The organism is Paenibacillus solanacearum (genome assembly GCF_910593845.1).
Classification (GTDB): domain Bacteria; phylum Bacillota; class Bacilli; order Paenibacillales; family NBRC-103111; genus Paenibacillus_G; species Paenibacillus_G solanacearum.
This window is the reverse complement of sequence record NZ_CAJVAS010000001.1, coordinates 507650-527189: the sequence shown is the minus strand read 5'-3', so window position 1 is coordinate 527189 and position 19540 is coordinate 507650. Positions and strand designations below refer to the sequence as shown.

13 protein-coding genes are annotated in these 19540 nt (G+C 55.1%); 1 reads left to right on the top strand and 12 read right to left on the bottom strand.

What is annotated here, in order from left to right; genetic code table 11:
* Positions 1-123: 123 nt before the first annotated feature.
* From KXG62_RS02155 to KXG62_RS02120, 8 genes are all read right to left on the bottom strand, one after another.
* Complete coding sequence (locus tag KXG62_RS02155; protein WP_218090245.1) at positions 124-1698, bottom strand: arylsulfatase; 1575 nt, start codon at positions 1696-1698, stop codon at positions 124-126.
* Between the two features lie 89 nt (positions 1699-1787).
* The gene (locus tag KXG62_RS02150) at positions 1788-4052 is read right to left on the bottom strand and encodes a helix-turn-helix domain-containing protein (protein WP_218090244.1); all 2265 of its coding nucleotides are present in this window, start codon (positions 4050-4052) and stop codon (positions 1788-1790) included.
* A 48-nt stretch (positions 4053-4100) separates the two neighbouring features.
* On the bottom strand, positions 4101-5702 hold the full coding sequence (locus KXG62_RS02145; protein ID WP_218090243.1) for an extracellular solute-binding protein: 1602 nt from the start codon (positions 5700-5702) through the stop codon (positions 4101-4103).
* A 66-nt stretch (positions 5703-5768) separates the two neighbouring features.
* Entirely contained in the window at positions 5769-6659 is an 891-nt protein-coding gene (locus tag KXG62_RS02140) for a carbohydrate ABC transporter permease (protein ID WP_218090242.1), read from the bottom strand.
* A gap of 21 nt (positions 6660-6680) precedes the next feature.
* A complete protein-coding gene (locus KXG62_RS02135; protein ID WP_218090241.1) occupies positions 6681-7628 on the bottom strand; it encodes an ABC transporter permease in 948 nt (315 codons plus the stop codon).
* Positions 7629-7912: 284 nt separating this feature from the next.
* Positions 7913-9694 carry a glycoside hydrolase family 2 protein gene (locus KXG62_RS02130; protein ID WP_218090240.1) on the bottom strand — a complete coding sequence of 594 codons (1782 nt, stop codon included), beginning with the start codon at positions 9692-9694 and terminating at the stop codon, positions 7913-7915.
* A gap of 37 nt (positions 9695-9731) precedes the next feature.
* Complete coding sequence (locus tag KXG62_RS02125; RefSeq protein ID WP_218090239.1) at positions 9732-11147, bottom strand: sulfatase family protein; 1416 nt, start codon at positions 11145-11147, stop codon at positions 9732-9734.
* Between the two features lie 322 nt (positions 11148-11469).
* On the bottom strand, positions 11470-12963 hold the full coding sequence (locus tag KXG62_RS02120) for a sulfatase-like hydrolase/transferase (RefSeq protein ID WP_218090238.1): 1494 nt from the start codon (positions 12961-12963) through the stop codon (positions 11470-11472).
* Between the two features lie 89 nt (positions 12964-13052).
* Between KXG62_RS02120 and KXG62_RS02115 the strand changes: the two genes are divergently transcribed.
* A complete protein-coding gene (locus tag KXG62_RS02115; RefSeq protein WP_218090237.1) occupies positions 13053-14015 on the top strand; it encodes a helix-turn-helix domain-containing protein in 963 nt (320 codons plus the stop codon).
* On the opposite strand, the gene KXG62_RS02110 is transcribed toward KXG62_RS02115, so the two are convergent.
* The 4 genes from KXG62_RS02110 to KXG62_RS02095 form a co-directional block, all read right to left on the bottom strand.
* Positions 14006-15499, bottom strand: a complete 1494-nt coding sequence (locus KXG62_RS02110) for a sulfatase family protein (RefSeq protein ID WP_218090236.1) — start codon at positions 15497-15499, stop codon at positions 14006-14008. The two genes, KXG62_RS02115 and KXG62_RS02110, sit on opposite strands and share 10 nt — an antisense overlap.
* A 15-nt stretch (positions 15500-15514) precedes the next feature.
* On the bottom strand, positions 15515-17011 hold the full coding sequence (locus KXG62_RS02105) for a sulfatase-like hydrolase/transferase (RefSeq protein WP_218090235.1): 1497 nt from the start codon (positions 17009-17011) through the stop codon (positions 15515-15517).
* Positions 17012-17052: 41 nt separating this feature from the next.
* On the bottom strand, positions 17053-18486 hold the full coding sequence (locus KXG62_RS02100) for a sulfatase-like hydrolase/transferase (protein WP_218090234.1): 1434 nt from the start codon (positions 18484-18486) through the stop codon (positions 17053-17055).
* A gap of 217 nt (positions 18487-18703) precedes the next feature.
* Positions 18704-19531, bottom strand: coding sequence for a helix-turn-helix domain-containing protein (locus tag KXG62_RS02095; protein ID WP_218090233.1), 828 nt, complete (start codon positions 19529-19531; stop codon positions 18704-18706).
* Positions 19532-19540 lie beyond the last annotated feature (9 nt).

Here is a 19540-nt window from a genome sequence, read left to right as displayed (position 1 = left end):
CAGAAGAAATAATAGGCCCAACCGAATCATTCAAAGCGTTATCCTTTGAATCGTTCGATTGGGCCAGCTACAACGAAGTTTTTACGCCAGAGGTGCAGATTAGACCGGTTTCCCTTATCCTCCCTACGGCGTAATTTCTTGCGTTCTCAACAAGTAGTCGGTCTTTGTGACTTTCATATAGTCGCTCCACGGGATGACCCCCGCTCGTTGGGCCCATTGTTCGTGTTGCAGGGCGAGCTCCTGTACTTTCTCCGGGTATTGATCCGCCAAGTCGTTTAATTCGACGCGGTCTTCTTCCATGTTGTACAGCTCCCACTTCTCCTCATGCGGCCCCCGGTCGCCTCGATATCCCCATGCTGATGTAAATTGCCAATCCATCCTGCAGCGGGAGAGCAGCTTCCACTTGCCTTGCCGGACGGCCCGATTGCCTTCATGCTCCCAGAAGATGAATTCATGCCCCTCGCGCTCGCTCCCTTCGAAGATCGGCAGCAGGCTCTTCCCTTCGAGCGGCACAATCGCGTTGCCTTGATAGTCCGATGGATAGGCGACACCCGCAGCGTCAAGGCAAGTCGCCATGATATCCATCAGATGTCCGAATTGATGCGTAATCGCGCCTTGCTTTATTTTCTCCGGCCACCGGGCCATGAACGGCGTCGAGATGCCGCCCTCGTTGACCATATGCTTATACAACCGGAAAGGCGTTGTGCTTACGTTCGCCCAGGGGAGATGATAGGCGATGAACGAGTCTGCCGTACCTGGCGGCTTGTCGCTCTTGAGGCCGATGCCCTCCGCGCAGGCTCCGTTATCGGACAGGAACATCACCAGCGTATTGTCCTCGATTTGCAGCTCCTTCAGTTTATCGAGCACTTTACCGATTCCTTGGTCCATACGATGAACCATCGCTGCGTAGACGGCCATTTTCAAATCCCAGGCTTCTTTGTCCTCGACGTCATCCCAAGCGGGCGCACCGCTGTCACGCGCGGTGAGCGGGCTGTTGCGTTCATCCAGGATGCCCTCTTGCAGTAACCTTGCGTATCGTTCCTTGCGAAGCGTGTCCCAGCCCACCATGTAGCTGCCCGCATATTTAGCAATATCCTCCGGGTGCGCTTGCAGCGGCCAATGCGGCGCCGTATAAGCCAAATACAGGAAGAACGGCTTCTCCTGCTGCCCGTATTGTTCAATATATTCCGCTGCGCTGTCGCTGAACCAATCGGTTGTATAAAAGCCTTCTTCCGGCGGTTGATACGGAGCGTTGCGCTTCATCAGCGTCTTGCCGGGCTCCGGCTTGAAGTAATTGCTGGCGCCGTCCAGTAAGCCGGTATAATCGTCAAAGCCCCGCTCGAACGGCCGCTGTCCCGGCTTCTTACCGAGATGCCATTTCCCGACCATCAAGGAGTGATACTGATCGCCAAGCGCCTCGGCGATCGTAACGCATTGCTTGTTGATGGCGCCTGTATACGCCGGATTGCCGATATGCTCTTCCATGAACCCCAATCCCGCCTGATGCGGATACAGTCCGGTCATCAGCGAGGCTCGGGTCGGGCAGCAGCGCGGCGTGTTGTAAAATTGCGAGAAGCGCAGCCCCTCCCGGGCGAGCCGGTCCAGGTTCGGTGTGTGGATTTCAGAGCCGTATGCGCCGATATCGGAAAATCCCATATCGTCAGCAAGAATGACGATGATATTTGGCTGTTTGTTCATGTCGCTCACCTTTTTCTAAGTAATCTGCGCCAGCGCTTGGCGCCGTACAAATAAGGGGAGCCCGCACCTTCCCCGCAGACGGGCTCCGGCTATTGTTTTCCGACGAGCTGCCTGTATTGCCCCGGCGTCACGCCTTCGAGCGCTTTAAACTTCCTTACGAAGCTTGGAATGTTCAAATAGCCGACGTCGGTCACGATATCCTGGATCAGCTTGTCGGTATGCTGCAGCTGCAGCTTTACCTCCTTGATGCGCAGACCCGTCAAATAGTCGACGAAGTTGACGCCGGTCTCCTCCTTCACGAATCGGCTCAGGAACGAAACCGACAAGTGGAATTTGTCTGCGATCTGCTCCAGAGAGACGTCGTTATCCTTGTAATGCTCATTGATATACGTAATGATCCCGTTCTTAAGCTGATGCTTTTGCTGCTCCCGGTAATGGTTCACCTGTGTGCAGAAGTAGACGATGAACATCTCCATACCGGCTTGAAATTCCTCCAGCGAATTGAAGCGCAGCAATCCCTTCATGTCGAAGGACAAATTGTGCAAATTCATCTGGTTGATCAATTTGAAGATTTGATTGACGATATCAAAGCAGAGGCACCGCACCATCAGGTACGACGGCGTCACTTCGGTCATTTGCGCCAGCAGCGCCTTCAGCGTCTCGAGCGCGACCGCCTCGTCCCCTTGCTTCAAGCTTTGCATCAGCAGCGCCTGCTCCTTGATCGGAAACCAATGAATCTGCTGCTGCCGTGCATCGATGTCGTCGAAGAAATAGATGGCGCTTCGTTCATTCCCCCGATGATCGAGCAGCGTCGCCGTGCTTTCCAGATACGAAGCGGCCACATGCTCCAGACTTCGGTACATGGTCCCGATGCCGACCGTCGTTTGCAGTCCCAGGTTGTCTTTGGCGAGCCGGACCAGTTGATCGGCCATCTCCGTCTGCCGGCCTCGTTCGTCGGCAGGAGCTTCCTGAAGTACCGCGATGATCGCAATGTACTGCTCCCCGGCGATTTCGACGCCGTAACAGCGGTCCTGGGCGAAGTATACGTTCTCAATCAGCGCGACCACATGCCCCAGATCGTATCCCCGCGCCTCGCCGGCATGAACCGATAACGCCATGCAAAAGTATGCATCGCCGTGCAGCATCAGATTCGAGCATTTGATTAAATAATCCCGTTCATCGGCGGCAATCGATTTGCCTTTCAATAGCGTGAGCAAGCATTGATCTTTAATAAACGGCCTTTGCGCATTCATTTGCGCGAGCATTTCCTGATTTCTGCGGACCGCGCTTTCGAATGAATTCCGAATCAGTTCGAACTCGTTGCCACCCTCTCCCCCATGCTGCTCGTAATCCGTCTTTTTGAAATATGCGGCCAGCGCTTTAATCGGCCGGTAATTACGTCTGGACAACAGAAACGCTCCGATCAAACCGATCGTGACCAGCGCAATGATCGTGCAGACGATGAGCGTCCGCATCGCGATAACCCGCTTATAGAAGAACGATCCGGGCATGGCGACGATATAGCTCCAATCCGTTTCCTCCGAAACCATGCGAGTCACCGTCAGGCTCATATGACCGGCATTCACATTCGAAACGCCGGTTCCTTTGCTCATTCGGAGCTGTTCTTCCAGCATCGCCGCGTCAGGGAAATCAACATTGCTGTGCAAAGAAACGAGCGAGCTGTAATATGGATCGTAGATGAAGATCGCCGCCTCCAGATTGCCGAAGAAATTCTGGAATTTGGACATGATCTCCGACTCCTTGATCGTAAACAGCACTGTGCCCTGAGGAATCGACTTCAGCAGCGGTACGGGGAACATAAAGGCCAGCACGTTGCCGCTGCGGGAAAGCGCCGATTCCTTCTCGACAATTCGTTTTGTTTTGGGAGCGCTCACGGAATTCAGCTCCTTGAAGAAGCTGGCGCCCATCCAGTCGTAATCGCCTTTGACGCCTTTCTCGAATGCCGAATACTCATAGGCTCCGGTTGTCAAATAAACCGTCGTATCCCCGCGCCGGTAATACATGATTTCGTCAATGAAAGGATAATGCTCCTTGTACGCTTCCAGCTGCGGCACCATCATGCGAAGCTTCGCCTTATCGTCGGCGGCTGCGTCCTGCTGCAATTCCAGCTCGCTTGACAAATGGTACACGATTTCCCGCAGGGATTTCAGCTCCAGATCGATCTGGTTCCGGATTTGCGTCAGCTTGGTGACGTTCGCTTCGGACACTTCATGCTGATAATTGACCACGTTGAGATAATATACGATGCCTCCGAGCGTAAGCAGCGGCGTCATGAAGATGACAAGATAAGAAACGAACAGCTTGTAGAACATACTGTTTCTGCGGCGTAGCAAGAGTTAAGCCCCCTTTGCAGCCTTCTCTTCCTGTTCACGAACGGCCGATCACTTCTTGGATGTGTACCGGTTGAACGCAGCTTGCGTAATCGTGACGGCTTCTTCGATGCCGAGCTTTTTCAACTGGCTGACGTATTCGTCGAATTTACTGAGCGGCTCCGCGCCCAAAATAAACTTCAGCACCATCTCATCGCTATACGTATTCACTTCGTTCATAATTTTGGCCCGTTTGTCCGTTTCCTCGCTCGTCATGCGAATTGGCGGCAGCCGCAGCGAGCTGTCCACATCTTTATCATCCGACCATTTTTGGCGCACTTCGGCGGATGCGGGGCTCTTGGCCAAGTTCGGGTTCGCCTCGACGTCGGTATACATCAGCTTGGGCGCGAAATGAACCCTTAGAATATAGTTTGCGTTATCCGTGCCGTATTTCGGATGATTTAAAATATAGTCCGTATATTTCGGAACGCCGTTGACCAGATTGTACGTCTTCCCTTCGATGCCATAGTTATACAGCATCGCCCCTTCCTTCGAATAAGCGTAATTCAGCCAGCGTACCGCCTCGGCTTTGTATTTGGACGACGAAGCAATGACGGTTTCTTGGCCTTGGCCGGGTAACGGCCAGTCGGCGGGCTGATAGTGAACTTTGTCGCCTGCCTTCAATCTGGGGTATGGCGCGGGTACGTTGCTTTGCTTCAGCTGAACTCCTCTATTGAACGTGGCGACGACGGCGTCGACGAGCATGGCGGCCTTCCCGCTGTCGAACAACGCTTGCGCCTGCTGGTTCTTCAAGCCGGCGAAATCTTTATTGATGTAGCCCTCCTTGAACCATTTGTTCATCAGCGTCAAATATTCCTTGAACTGCGGCTGCATTTGTCCAAAGGCTACGTTCTTGCCATCCTTCAAGTAGAAGCCGTCCAAAATGCCGTAAGGGCCGATGAACTGCTCTTCCATGCCGTTATCTTTCATAATGTACGGGGCGATGCTCTTCGTATCTTTGATTGCCTTGAACAGCTTCTCATAATCGGCGATCGTCCTCGGGACGTCCATATTCACCGCTTTGAGCATGTCTTCCTTCAGCATGATTCGTCGGAACGGCGCATCCTGCTTCGGCTTCACCATGTAGAAGGCCGGGAATTTGCCAGCGTCGTTCGTTGCCTCACGCTTCGTTTCCGCATCGGAGTTGACCAGCTTGTAGTAATCCGGTGCATATTTCTCGATATACGGCGTCAAGTCGGTGAATACGCCGTCCCGGACCCCTTTGTCTTCTCCGCCGATATAACGGCCCGCGCCCGTTATGATGTCGGGGAAATCGCCCGACGCAATCATCAGATTGAACGCTTCCTTCTCTTGGCCTTGCGGCGGATGAATGAACTCGATCTTGATCCCGGTGCGCTTCTCCAGCTCCTGGTACACCTCGTTCTGCGCATAGCTGCTGATGAACTGGCTTGCCGGCGCCTGCATCGGTGTCCATACCTTCAACGTAATCGGCGTTTTGACGATCGGCAATCCGGTCTCGTTCATATTCGCGCTCGGCGCTTCGAGCCCGTTGCTTGGCTGCTTGTCATCGTTACTGCATCCGGCCAGCCCCGCCGTCAGCAGCATGGCGCTCATGCCGATCGCCGCCGTCGTTCTCGTCCATGTCCTCTTCATGTGTACGAAACCCCTCTCCATTTCAGATGCGAAGCATGCAATGCACTGCGCGCTGTCATTCAACCGTTACCCTTTGATGGAGCCCAGCATGACCCCTTTCATGAAATACTTTTGGCAGAACGGATATATGAATAAGATGGGTACGGTTGCCACCATGATGGTGCAATATTTAATGATGACATAGACAAGCGCCTTGTCGTCCTCCATCACGGCTGCGCTTTCCAGCGAGTTGCCGCTCGCCGAATTGGCGATCAATATTTCCCGCAGCAGCAGCTGCAGCGGATACAGGCCACGGTCGCGCAAATAGATCATCGCGTTAAACCAGGCGTTCCAATGGCCGACCGCGTAGAACAGCACCATGACGGCCACGGTCGCTTTCGTCACCGGCAGGATGATCCGGAATAAAATCGTAAAATCGTTCGCTCCGTCGATCTTGGCCGATTCCTCCAGCCCTTCCGGCACCATGCTGAAGGCGGTTTTCATCACGATCATATTCCAGGTCGCAATCAATCCGGGAATAATAAGCGCCAGCCTGGAGTCGTACAGCCCGATATTTTTGACGAGCAGAAAGTTCGGAATGAGCCCGCCGCCGAAATACATCGTGAACACGACCATCATCATCAGCGGCTTTTTGAGCATCAAGCTTTTACGCGACAGGACGTAAGCGCCCATCGCCGTCAGCAGCACGTTGAAGAAAGTGCCGACGGTTACGTAAATGATCGTGTTCATGTAGCCGATCAGGATGTTCGGATTTTTGATAACGATTTCATAAGCAATGAGCGAAAAACCTTGCGGTTTCCATAAAATGCCCGAGTGCATGGCGAACTTCGCCGGATCGCTGAATGAAGCGAACAGCACATGAACCATCGGGTACAGGCATACCAAACCGAGAAATAAAAGCAACAGATGATTGAACGAATCGAATACGACTTCTCCGAAAGATCTTCGGGTGATCATGCGGACACCTCCCCGTTGCGGTTACCATAAGCTCTGCTTGGCGAATTTGCGGCTTAAGGCATTGGCTGCTACCAGAATGATGAAATTGATCGTCGAATTAAACAAGCCTACCGCAGCGCCGAAGCTGTAATTGGCTTCCTGCAGGCCGCGACGGTATACGTAAGACGAAATGACGTCGGCGGTTTCGTAGGTAAGCGGGTTATAGATGAGGATGACTTTCTCGAAGCCCTCGCTCATAATATGGCCGAGCCGCATGATAAGCAGAATGACGATCGTTGGAATGAGCGACGGGATCGTCACGTGCAGCAGCTTCTTGAACCGGCCCGCCCCGTCGATGGACGCCGCTTCGTACAAGTGCGGGTCGACCGATGACAGCGTCGCCAAGTAAATGATGCTGCCCCAGCCGACCTCCTGCCATATGCCGGACAAAATGTAGATCGGGCGGTACAAGTCTTTTTGCATCAGCAGGTTCGCGCGTTCGCCGCCGAACAAAGCGATGATGTCGTTGATTACGCCGTTGCTCGCAGTAAAATCGACGAGCATGCCGCAAATGACGACGAGCGATATGAAATGCGGCATGTAGCTGACGGTTTGAATCGAGCGCTTGAACGCATGGCTGCGGATTTCATTGATTAGCAGCGCAAGGAGAATCGGTGCGGGAAATCCGAATAAAATTTGGTACACGTTGATCAGCAGCGTGTTTTTGATCACCCTGAACGCATACGGGCTTGTCAAAAAGTCATTGAAATGCTTCAGCCCGACCCACGGGCTCGCGAACATCCCCTTGAACGCATTGAAGTCTTGAAACGCGATCATCAAGCCGCCCATCGGTACATAATGAAAGATGAGGTAGAAAGCAATAACAGGGAGCGCCATCATGTACACGTACTTGTTCATCATGATGTCTTTGCGAAGTCGGCTTGTGTAACGGGTCTTGCTTACGGTCGTTCCAGCCGCGGACAATTTCATGGAATCACCTCCGGTTTGTTGCGTCGCCATCGTAAGGCTTATTGTATGTTAGCGCTTTCGTTTGGGCAATTTGCCATTTTATTTCGGTATGCCGTTTTTGCGAAAGTAATAGTAAGCGCTTACAAATATGTTTGTTGCCCCATTGCCGCCCTCGCTTTGCCGCGTTTCTCCGCCTTCCACCGCGTAGAAGGAAAAGGAGTCCGGATGCTGCACCCGAACTCCAAAACAAAAGTGACATGTCACTGTACGGCTTCCTTAATTATCGCTCTCTCGCCTTGCTCCGGCTACACCTTCTTAGGAGCGAGCGGACCGGCCATGATAGCGCGAATTTGCTCCAGCGGCACTTTCGGGGTCCGGTCATACGTGAGCAGGCCGTTAATTTCCTGTTCCACGTCGGTCAGTTGCGTATAGCAGTAGCCTTGCACGACCGGCGAGGTCAGCATCGGGTCGACGACGGCCTTCAGCTTGCGTACGAAATCGTCATCGTTCTCGGCGCCAGAGTAGCCCCAGCCCTCCCACTCGCTCTTCTTGAACGAAATGCCGCCGAATTCGCTGACCAGGATCGGCTGGCCTTCGTACTGCATATCTCCAGCAAAGCAGCGCCTGTTATGTCCCTTGATCGATTCGATCGAGCTCTCCGCCGTGTGGTAACGGTCTTCCAGCACAGGCTGCGATGCCTCGTAATCGTGAATCGTCAGCAGATCGGTGCGCATATGCTCCCAGCCGTCATTGGACACGACGAGGCGCGACTTGTCCAGCGAACGAGTCAGATGATACATGGCAAGCGCATGCTGCTGCTGATACTCGTTCTCCTTGATGTCCCATACGCCCCAGCTTTCGTTCAGCGGTACCCAGGCCACGATGCATGGATGGTTATAATCGCGGTCGATCGATTCCTGCCATTCTTTTGTGAAGCGGCGCACGTATTCGAACGAATATTGATACGCATTGGCTGCTTCGCTCCAAACGAGCAAGCCGAGCTTGTCGCACCAGTAATGGTAGCGCGGGTCTTCCAGCTTCTGATGCTTGCGCGCCCCGTTGAAGCCCATTTCCTTGGTCAGCTCCACGTCTTTTTTGATCGCTTCGTCTGATGGAGGCGTCAGATTGCCGTCTGGGAAATACCCTTGATCCAGCACGAGACGCATATAATAAAAGCGGTTGTTCAGCATCAGTCTGCCGTTTTCCACCGATATTTTGCGCATGCCGAAGTAACTCGTCACTTCGTCCACGGTTTGACCGTTCTTCGTCAGTGTAAACTTGATGTCGTACAGCTGCGGGTTCTCGGGCGACCATAGATGGCAGCGGCGGAATCCGTTGTAATGCTGCAGCAGGACGGTTCGGATCTCCTCTTCGGCCTTCAGCGTATAGACATCCTCCGTCACCAGTGTGCCCTTAAATGATACCTCTACCTTCAACGCCACATGGTCGTCTTTGCCGAGCCCTCTAGTGTAAGCATGAAGCTCCAGCTCGCCCTTATCGATATTCGGCGTCATCCGCACCTTCGCCAGATGCGTCTCGTCGACGGCTTCCATCCAGACGGACTGCCAAATGCCCGTCGTGCGCGTGTAAAAAATACCGTGAGACTTCGGCTTCCAAAATTGCTTGCCCCGGGGCAAGGACAGGTCCAGGCTGAAATCTTCCGCCTTCACGACCAGCACATTGTCTCCCGGCTGCAGCGCATCCGTGATATCGGCAAAAAACGGCGTATGACCGCCTTCATGCGTGGCGACCAGCTCGCCATTCACCCACACGCTGGACAAATAATCGACTGCGCCGAAATGCAGGTGAACGCGCCGGTCGGCCCATTCTGCCGGTACGCTGAACGATCTGCGATACCAGACCGTATCGTGAAATCCCGGCTCGCCGATGCCGCTCAGCTTGCTCTCGAATGTGAACGGCACTTGAATTTGCTCGGACAATGCCGTCTGGCCGTGATGCCACTTGTGCTTGCGGCCTACCCGGTTATCGTCGAAGGCGAATTCCCACGTGCCGTTCAGGCTGACCCAGCTCCCCCTTTCAAATTGCGGTCTTGGATAGTCGTTTCTTGGCAAGCTCGTTGTCGTCATGTTCATGTCCTCTTTCGTTTCATTATGATGTAACCGCTTATCCGCCGACCGGATTCAGCGTCGCGGTCCTTAGAATGATCCGGTCTTCGGTCCAATGATCGCGGTACCAGGTGCAGCTCTCGAACGTATCTCCGACTTCGTTCATCTTCTTCTCCAGCATCGTCCGGAAGCTGCGCAGCGTCGGTTCAAAGTCCGGTTGCTCCGCCAAGTTGTTCATTTGATAAGGGTCCGCAGCGTTATCGAAGAGCAGCTCCTTGCGGTCTTTCCGGTAGACAGCGTACGTGAACTGTTTGCTCCGCAGCGCTCTCCATTCATGCCCGTCCGCCCAGGCCGCCGTCGCTCCGGTGCCTTGAAGAAACGCCGCTTCCGGCTCTTCTCCCTGCTGACCGAAGGCAAATGGACTTAAATCCATCCCCTCCACCTCGGCCGGCACCGGCAGCTCCAACATGTTAAGCAGCGTCGGCATAACGTCGCAGGTGTTCAGGCATACGTCGGATTCGGCACCCTCTGCCACCCGTCCCGGCCAGCGAAGCAGGAACGGAACGCGTACGGCTTCCTCGTAGAAGATATTTTTGCCGCGACGGCCTTGAGCGCCGAACAGCTCGCCATGATCGGATGTAAAAATGAATATCGTGTTATCGCGGAGTCCCAGCTCGTCAACCGATTGCATCAGCCGGCCGATGTTCCAGTCGAGGTTGGCCGTCATCGCATAATACACCTTAAGCCATTCGGTAATCTTCGCTCTGCCCTCGGGACCGAGCTTAGCCCAGTTATCGCCATACGGATCGTTATGGTCCTTATAGTTCGGCGGAAGCGAGAACTCGACATCCTTGAATTTGTCGTAATATTCCGGAGGAACGTTATCGACCGTCCATGGATCATGTGGCGTACCGAGCGACAGGAACATGGCGAACGGCTTGGAACCGGCGGCCTTCTCCTTGATCTGCTCGATGGCCATGCTCGTTTGCCCGTCGGGCTCGTAGCCTTCCATCGGAATCTTCTCTTCGGTGTCGGTGTGATAGTACATGTTGTAGTATTCATGATGGAAGTTGTAAGCCGCCCAGAAGCCGTCGAAGCCGAGCCGGTGTTCCCCCGGCGGTACGAACGAATTTCGCGCCTCATAATGATTGCCGAGCTCATTGGCCCACATATGCCACTTGCCGATATAGGCGGTGTCGTAATCGTTGTCGTGAAGCACATGCCCGAAGCAGCGATGGTTCGGATTCATCCGAATCTCATTAATGACCATCCCGGTGCTTGTCGTATACTTGCCGGTAAATAGCGACGCCCGGTATGGGGCGCAAACCGGATGGCCCGAAACAGCGTTGGAAAAGCTCATGCTTTCCGCAGCCAATCGGTCGATGTTCGGCGTTATCGCCTTACGGTCCCCGGCAAATCCGCACGAAGACAGGCGCAGTTGGTCTGCAAAGACGTAGATCAAATTCGGTTTCAAGGCGGTCACTCCTTCGCTATACACGCGTTTTTTCGAATGGCGTCCCGTTCCCCTTCTTGCCGGATGACCGGTGTGCTGGAGAACGCTGCCCGTTTCCCGGCTCTTGGAATGTCAACATGCCGTAATTTCATTGTATTCCGTTTGTGGGCGCATCAACATAGAATATAAGGAACAAATGATGTGCAAAAAGGACATGCCGAAGCGGCTTTTGTCAGAAGGAAACGGACTGCCTGGGCGAGCGCTTCGAGAAGGACGCGACCGCCGGCCGGGCCGAAGTGCCTCATAGACGGTGACATGGCCTACGGCGCCGGGTCGGTTGATGCTACACTTGCAGCAGCTTACGCTCGGCAAGCTGTGCGAGATACGGGCTGGTCGCGCGCAATTCGGTCAGCAGCGTCTGGCGCATATGCGCCAGCGCCGAAGCGCAGGCCGGATCGGAGGCGAGGTTCTCGTTCTCGTACGGATCGCTGTCCAGATCGTAGAGCTCCTCAATATCCTTGAAGCGAAATACATATTTGTGCCGGTGATTGCGGATGGATACGTTAAAGCTGTCCTTCTCCGGGTTCAGCTGCTCGGGAGACACCGATTCTCCGCCGGTCTCCGCGCTTTCATCGCCGCCGAGCTTGAAGGTTTCCGCGATGACCGATTCGCGGTGCTCCGCAGCCTTGCCCTGCAGCACCGCTGCAAAGGAACGCCCATCAATCGGCTGACGAATCGAAACATCGCATACGTCCGCCAGTGTCGGCACGAGATCAATTAAGGATACGAGCGCGCGGTTGGAGCCCTTCGCCGCATCCCCGGCGTTCGCTATGACGAGCGGCACCCGGAGCGCTTCCTCATAGTGAAGCGGGAAGCCTTTCTTGACCAGGCCGTGCGCTCCCATCATATCGCCATGATCGGAGAGGAACACGATCACAGTATCGTCGTACAGACCGCTGCGCTTCAAATAGTCGACGATGTCGCCGACCTGCTTGTCGATCAAGGCGACAAGTCCGAGATAATGGGCGATGAACCGTCTCCATTCCTTCTCGTCCAAGCCTTCCATTTCTTTGTAAAATTTGGACCCCACGACTTCCGCCGGCTTGCGCTCAAGGCCCGTCATGAAATTCGGCGGCAGCTTGACGTCCTCCGGCCGGATCAGGCGATCATAGGGCTCCGGCACGATGAGGGGAAAATGCGGCGCATTGTAAGAACAAACCGCAAAAAACGGCTGCCCATCCGGCCTGCGCTCCATTGCTTCAAGAAACTTCCCGGTCTGCCACGTTTCAAGGAAATGCTCCAGCTTGATTTCCGAAGTGCCGCAAGGCGCCTTGCCTTTTTCCCTCAGCTTGCGAATGTCCGCGTGCGTCAAATTTTCGATATGCGTCGGATGCAGCTCATAGCCTTGCGCCTCCGCATAGTCTCGGTATTCTTCAATGAACCGTCCGCGGTCCTTGCCGTCGATCACGGCGGGTATCGCCGATATATCGTCGTATCCGTGTCGGGCCGGCGTCGTGCCCGGCACATGCCATTTGCCGGTGTAGATCAGATGGTAACCGGCCTGTTTGAACTGCGTAGCCAGCCCGTTGTCGCGCAAATCTTCGCGAATGCTGCGCCAGTTGCCTGTCACTTGATGAGCGTGCGGCATCATGCCGCTCCATAGGCTCGCCCGGGCAGGACAGCATAACGGATATGGCGTATAGCAGCGGTCCATCGAAATGCCGCCGGCCGCCAAGGCGTCGATGTTCGGCGTCACCGCTGCGGGGTTGCCGTGGCAGCCTAAGGTATCCCAGCTTTGTTCGTCGCTCATCAGGATCAGCACATTTTTCCGTTTCACAGCTGCAAGCTCCTTTCTGTCCTGTGTAATAAAATGAATACACTCCTACTGTAACCGCTGCCGCACAAATCGCGTCGGATTGTGTTACAATGATCCGTAGCACAGGCGCGAGCGCCGGCGATCTGAAGGAAACGGGAGGTACTAGAGTGGCCGTATTAAGCAGAATTCAATTTGTCGAAGATTTTATGATGCGTATGGCATGGGTCAACGACAATGTTTTGCAAGCCGACACCGAGTTTCCTAGAGCCCGCTATGCCAAAACGATTTTATGGGTCATTGTGCATGGAAAGCGCATGATCGAAGTCGGCGGCGCCTTATTCGAAGTACAGGCGGGCGACCTGGTCGTCATTCCTCCCCAAACGCAGCGAGCCGTATTGAAATCCGATCCAGGCATGGGTACGTTCCACTACTATTCCGTCGGCTGCGATATCAAAATCGGTTCGCTGCATTTCACCCAGCTGTACAACATCCCCGTACGCACGCCGATTCAGGATGCCGAAGCCTTCCAGGAAATCGCCGTGCGGTCCGAGCGGCTGTCAGCCGAGGCCAAGAGCATCCTTCAGCTGCTTCAAGCCGCCGGCAAGCCGAAGATGATCGTCAGCAAGGTCAACATGAAGGAATCCGCCGCGCTGCTCGCGCTTAACGCCTCGTCCCAGGCGTGGTTCGCCCTCTTCTTCCAATTGTTGCAGCCTTCCTTGCAGGACAAGCCCCGGGAGATCGATCCGCGGATTAGTGAGCTTTGCGCCTACATGCAGCAGCATTTGCGACAGAAGCTTACGATGCCCGACCTGGCCAAGGTCGCTTTTTTAAGCGAAAGCCATTTGCGCCTGCTGTTTCGAAAAACAATGGGCATGGCCCCGATGGAGTATTTGAAGCAGCTGCGTCTGCAGCGCGCCAAAGACCTGCTCGTCAATTCGTCTTGCTCGCTGGAGGAAGTGGCCGATCTGACCGGATTCGCGGCCTTAAATCAGTTCAGCCGAATATTCAGCAGCCAGGAAGGCATCTCGGCCAGCAGCTACCGCAAACGGTATACCGGCGGCATTCAAGGATAGCGCAGCGCCGCGATCTCTTCTACCGCCTCGTTGAGCCGGATTTCCGAGTCGACGCCTCTCATCGACCTCGTATGCGGCGCAATCCTTCTGGCTACCGGCCCGCCGCCGCTCGTCGATCGGATCAGCTCGTCCACATCCACAAGATCGGAGCGCCAGTTGAGCAGCGCCTCTACGAGCCGGTGGCGGATTTCCCCATACTCCTGCCGATCGAACAGATCATTGCGTTCCTCCGGATCCGCCAGACGGTCGAACAGCCGTCCCTTCTTCTCTTCGAAATAGTATTCCAGCTTCCATCGTTCGATTGCGACAGCCGCCGATTTGTACAACGTGGCGACCGCGCATCGTCTGGGCGACGGCTGACCTTGAACAAGCGGCGTGAACAGATCGAACCCTTGGATCGAAGGCGACGAAGTGCCGGCTGCGGCCAGCAAGGTTGCCGGAATATCGTTCCATACGGCAAAATCGCGCTTTTCTCCCGCAGGCAGCGTTCCCGGCATGCTCATGATGAACGGCACGCGCCACGTGGCGTCATAGTAGTTGTGCTTATCGTTGAAGCCGTGATCGAACATCTGCAGCCCATGATCCGAGGTGAACAAGACGAGCGTGTTGGACCTTAGTCCGCTCTTGTCCAGATAGGCGATCAGCCTTCCGATCTGTTCGTCGCAATAAGCGGCCGATCCGTAATAATGCTTGCGAATCCGCTCGACCTCAGCGATTCGTTCCTCGCGGTCCGACTTCCCGGACTGCTCGCGGAAATGCTTCAATTCTTTCTTCCCCCGAGGCTCGCCGGATGGCTCGGCAGTAAGTCCCAGCAGCCGCTTCATATGCTGCGGAAATGCCGACAGCTCCCCTTCCTCATAACGAATCGGAGGAAGCTCGACATCGTCGTACAGCTCCGCGAACCTGCCCGGCGGATCGAACGGCTCGTGCGGGCTGACGAGAGAACAGAAGGCGAAGAAAGGTCCCTCCCCTTCGGCGATGGTGCGTTCGATCTCGCCGATCGCGGTATCGATAAGAAAGGCTTCCATGAATAACGATTCGGGAACCGGGTTCGGCACGCCGGCGCTCTTGCGCGGATACCCGTGCGCTGCGATATGTTTGGCGTAGGCGTCGCTGGCATCGTTCGATTTCTCCGTTACTTCATGGACGACGTCGAACGAATCGGGAATCGCGCCGAAATGGGTTTTGCCGATCATCAGGTTCGTATAGCCCTGCTCCTTCAGCAGGTCGGTGAACATCGGCAGCGGATGCTTGCGCTTGATGCCGTTTTCGATGCAGCCGTGAATCGGGGTATGCAGACCGGTCATGAGGCTGCACCGGGCCGGAGAGCAGACCGGCGACGACGTATGCGCCTGTTCGAACAGCACGCCTTCGGAAGCCAGCCGATCCAGATGCGGGGATATGGCAAAATCGCTCCCCATACAGCGCAAAGTGTCCCAGCGCTGCGAATCGGTTGTGATCAGCACGATATTCGGTCTATTCATTCTCTGCCTCCCTCCTTACGGCCGTAATCCTTTTTGCTCGATCAGCTTCAAGGAATCGCCGGTCACATCGCCGCATGCCGTCATTTGTTGGTACAGCCGGCCTTTCATCTCGCTCACGACCGCGCTCATGCCCGGATCGTCGATCCGGTTGGTCCGCTCGAACGGATCGGCCGACAAATCGTAAAGCTCGTCGCTGTCATCCAGATGCGCCGTATATTTATAGGAACCGTAATACAGCACGCGCTGAATATCGTCGTGATTGATGTGCCCGAAATGCATCGCCATCAAGTCTTCCCGCCACGGCGCATCGGAATCGCGAAGCAGCGGCGCAAAGCTCTTGCCATCCATATGGGAGGGAACGTCCACGCCGGCCAGCTCCAGCACGGTCGGGACGATGTCCATATTCGATACGAGCGCGTCGAGCTTCGCACCCTTCACGGCGCCGTTCGGCCATCTGACGGCAAGCGGAATGCACATGGTCTCCTCCGTCAGCATCGAATCCTTGTCGAACAACCCGCCGTTCGAGGCAAGAATATCGCCGTGATCGGCCGTATAAATAACGATCGTATTGTCCAGCAGCCCGGTTCGTTCCAGCGTATCCAGCACTTTCCCAAGCGCGGCGTCCGTCTGCGAGAACGTTTCGTACGCTCTGGCGACGATCGGCTGCCACTGCTCCCACTCGGTATACCCCGTCGTCGTTCTCCACCGGTTCCTGTCCTTCTGATGGTAACGCGGACGGTCCTCGAACGTGTTTCCAAAATTCGGATATTCGGGAATTTGCTGCGGATCGATCGTATCCTTGAACGGTTCGGCCACAATATACGGCTGATGCGGCCCCCAGACGTCGACGCGCATAACGAAAGGCTCTTTATCCTCGGCTCTTTGCTCCAGCCAATCGCAAGCAAGCTGCGATACGAAATAAGATTCCATTGTTTCCGCCGGCGATTTCGCGAGCGCAGTCGATGCTCCTTTGAAGCCGCTCGGGTCGCCTCCGGCAAACCGGGTCAGCTGCGTCAGATTGAAATCCTTCAGCTTCTCCCCGAGCGCCCATTCCACATCGACGATCGGATCGGGGAGATCGAACCGTTTCAAATATTCGGCATACTCCGGCGAGCCGTATGGATTGCCGTATCCGGGAAGGGTGAATCCCTCGAAGCCTAATTTCATAGGCCCGGGCATGCCTGCGTGCCATTTGCCGAAATACCCTGTGCGGTACCCGTTTCCTTGCAAATATTCGCTGAACGGCCGGATCCCCGGCAAAAATTGCTTGCTCACGCTTTTCTCATCGTTTCTTGTAATGCCATGCTTATGCGCGTACACGCCGGTCGCCATACTGGCTCTCGCCGGCGAACATAGCGGCGTCACCGTATATGCGCGGTTAAAGGCGGTCCCTTCGGCGGCGATCCGGTCGTATGTGGCGAGCGTCGGCTTCGGACCGGCGGTGTCTTTGTAATGCTTCCATGTGACATGATCCTGCACGAGCCATACGATATTCCATTTGTTGTTTTGCAACCTTCGTCAACCTCCTGGGAATGGTGTTTCTTCGCTCCTGCTTACGCCAGCAGTTTCCGAAGGAACAAATTGTTCGCCGCGTTCCGCAGCTCCGCAAGCGCGGGCGCATATTCAGCCCGGTCGATCACGTTGTCGAACTCGAGCGGATCCTGCTCCATGTCAAACAGCTCGTAATGCTCACGACCGGCTTTGACGACATGAATATATTTCATTCGTCCGTCGCTGACGGTGAAGAATCCTTCTCCTTCGCTGAACACATACTTGTAGCCGCCGCTGTCGATCACTTCCTGGAAGTCCTTGCCGTCCGTCGGCACTTCCGGGACGCTAGCCGCTTTCATGCAGGTCGCCATAATATCGGTGAGCATCACCTTGGCGTCCGTTTTTCTTCCATCCTGCTCGCCGGGATACTGGACAAGCAGCGGAACGTTCAGCACATCCTCGTAGCCGCAGTCCCCTTTGCCCCATAGGCCGTGATTGCCGAGCATTTCCCCGTGATCCGCGGTGAAAATTATGAGCACATTATCGCCCCATTTCCGCCGGGCTGACTCGAGGATGCGCCCGATCTGGTCGTCGATCAGCGCGACGTTGGCGTAATAGCTTTGGCGCAGATCATGCCAATACGCTTCCGTGTAATTTTTTTGCGCATGGCCTGGCGCGGGGCCGCTGCCGTCGGCAATGCCGCGACCGTCGCCGTGATAGCTGCGGTGATGGATACGGAGCGGATCGTCGAACTCTCCTTCTTTTTGCGCGCGCGGCTTGTCCTTGCTCATGTCGACGCGGTCGAAGTAGGAAGCCGGCGGATCGAACGGATAATGCGGCCCGCTGAACGACACCCAGCAGAACAGCGGCTGATCCTCATCATGCTGTTCGATGAACTCCACCGCCTTGCGTCCGACCCAGCTGTCCGGATGCCATTCTTCGGGTCCGGGGAACGGGAACACTTTGGCTTTGCCGCGGTTCCAGGTGTCGTCGCGGTAGGCTGCCAAATAACCGGCCTCGTCCAGCTCCTTCGCATAATCATCGTAAAACCAGACGGAAACCTGCTTATCGTCCTGTAAATCGAGGTGGTCGATTCCAAGCGACATATAATAGTCGCGGAACTCCTCGTAAGGAAGCGTCACGTCGCGACGCGTCTGTCCGTAAGGAACAGGAGAGAAATGGCACTTGCCGTGCACCGAGGTTTTGTATCCTCCCTGCTTGAGAACCTGGAACAAATTCGGAATGCCGGTGCTCAGCTCGCATTTGCGAAAATTGCTGTACGCGCCGCTGTTATGCGGCAGCTGGCCGGTGAGAATGGCGCAGCGCGACGGCAGGCACCAAGGGCTTGTGGAGTAAGCGCGCGCGAACTGGACCGACATCTGCGCGAATTGGTCAAGCTGCGTCGTCCGTACCGCCTCGTTTCCGTAGCAGCTGAGCGCGTCTTTGCGCAGCTCGTCGGCTGTAATCAGCAATATATGCGGTTGTTGTGCGGACATGCATGTTTCCTCGCTTTCGATTCGTAGGTCGAATTTCACATTTATTATAACAACTCGCCCATTTCGTTCCTATGCCCGTATCGATTAAGAACTTGCCTAATCTGACTATTTTGCACGCTATCCGTTCTGCCGTTCGTTTGAAGAAACGCACGCCAAAAAGACGCAGCGGCGTAAAGCATACGCGTGCGTCCGTGCCGCTGCCGGATGACCCTCTGACTTACATGCGATGTGTATTGCGGTATCTTGAGGGCGTCGTATGCTCGTACTTGACGAACACCCGGTTCAAATAAAATCCGTTTTGATAGCCGCAGCATTCGGAGATTTGCTCGATGGTCATATTCGTTTCGAGCAGCAGCATTTTGGCTTTGTTCAGACGAAGCGAGGTCAAATACCGAAGCGGCGTCACGCCGAACGAGGCGCTGAATTTTTTGGTCAAATGCACCTGGGTAATGCCCAGATCAGATGCGATTTTCTTCAAGCTCATCGCCGAGAACGCCTGCTGCTGTATGCGGCGCTGCGCTTCCTGCATCAGAGGGTCGCCGCCATGGGCCTGACTCAAGGACGGATCGTGAAGCATTGCGCTCTCGTTCAACCCGTCGCAATAGAGCAGCCAAATATCGCGGCAGTAGTGATTGTATTGCGTCAGACGGACCGATGTCGGCCATGAGCTCCATTTTTTCATCAAGGCGTAATTTTGTCCGAGGCGGACCGTGTCCAGCACGCTGATTTTCCCGGCGGGAAGGATGTCATCCGATCTTTGACCGGACGACGGATGCCCCTCCGTCCAGCTTAATTCGAAGAAGTAAAACGTAAGCGGCGTATTGATCACTCGGCGGAATGGCGTATTCGGAGGGCACAGCACGAGATCGCCGAACGTCGCCGAGCCCTTCATGTCCCCGATTTCATAGTAGAACGAGCCGGACTCAACGGCGAACATCACCCATACCTTATATATATCCTCGTAATACAGAAACTTCGGCTTCTTCTCCCAATATATCGCAAGGTCCACTTGCGGCACACAACCGGACAATAATGGCTTCAGCATCCTCATGCC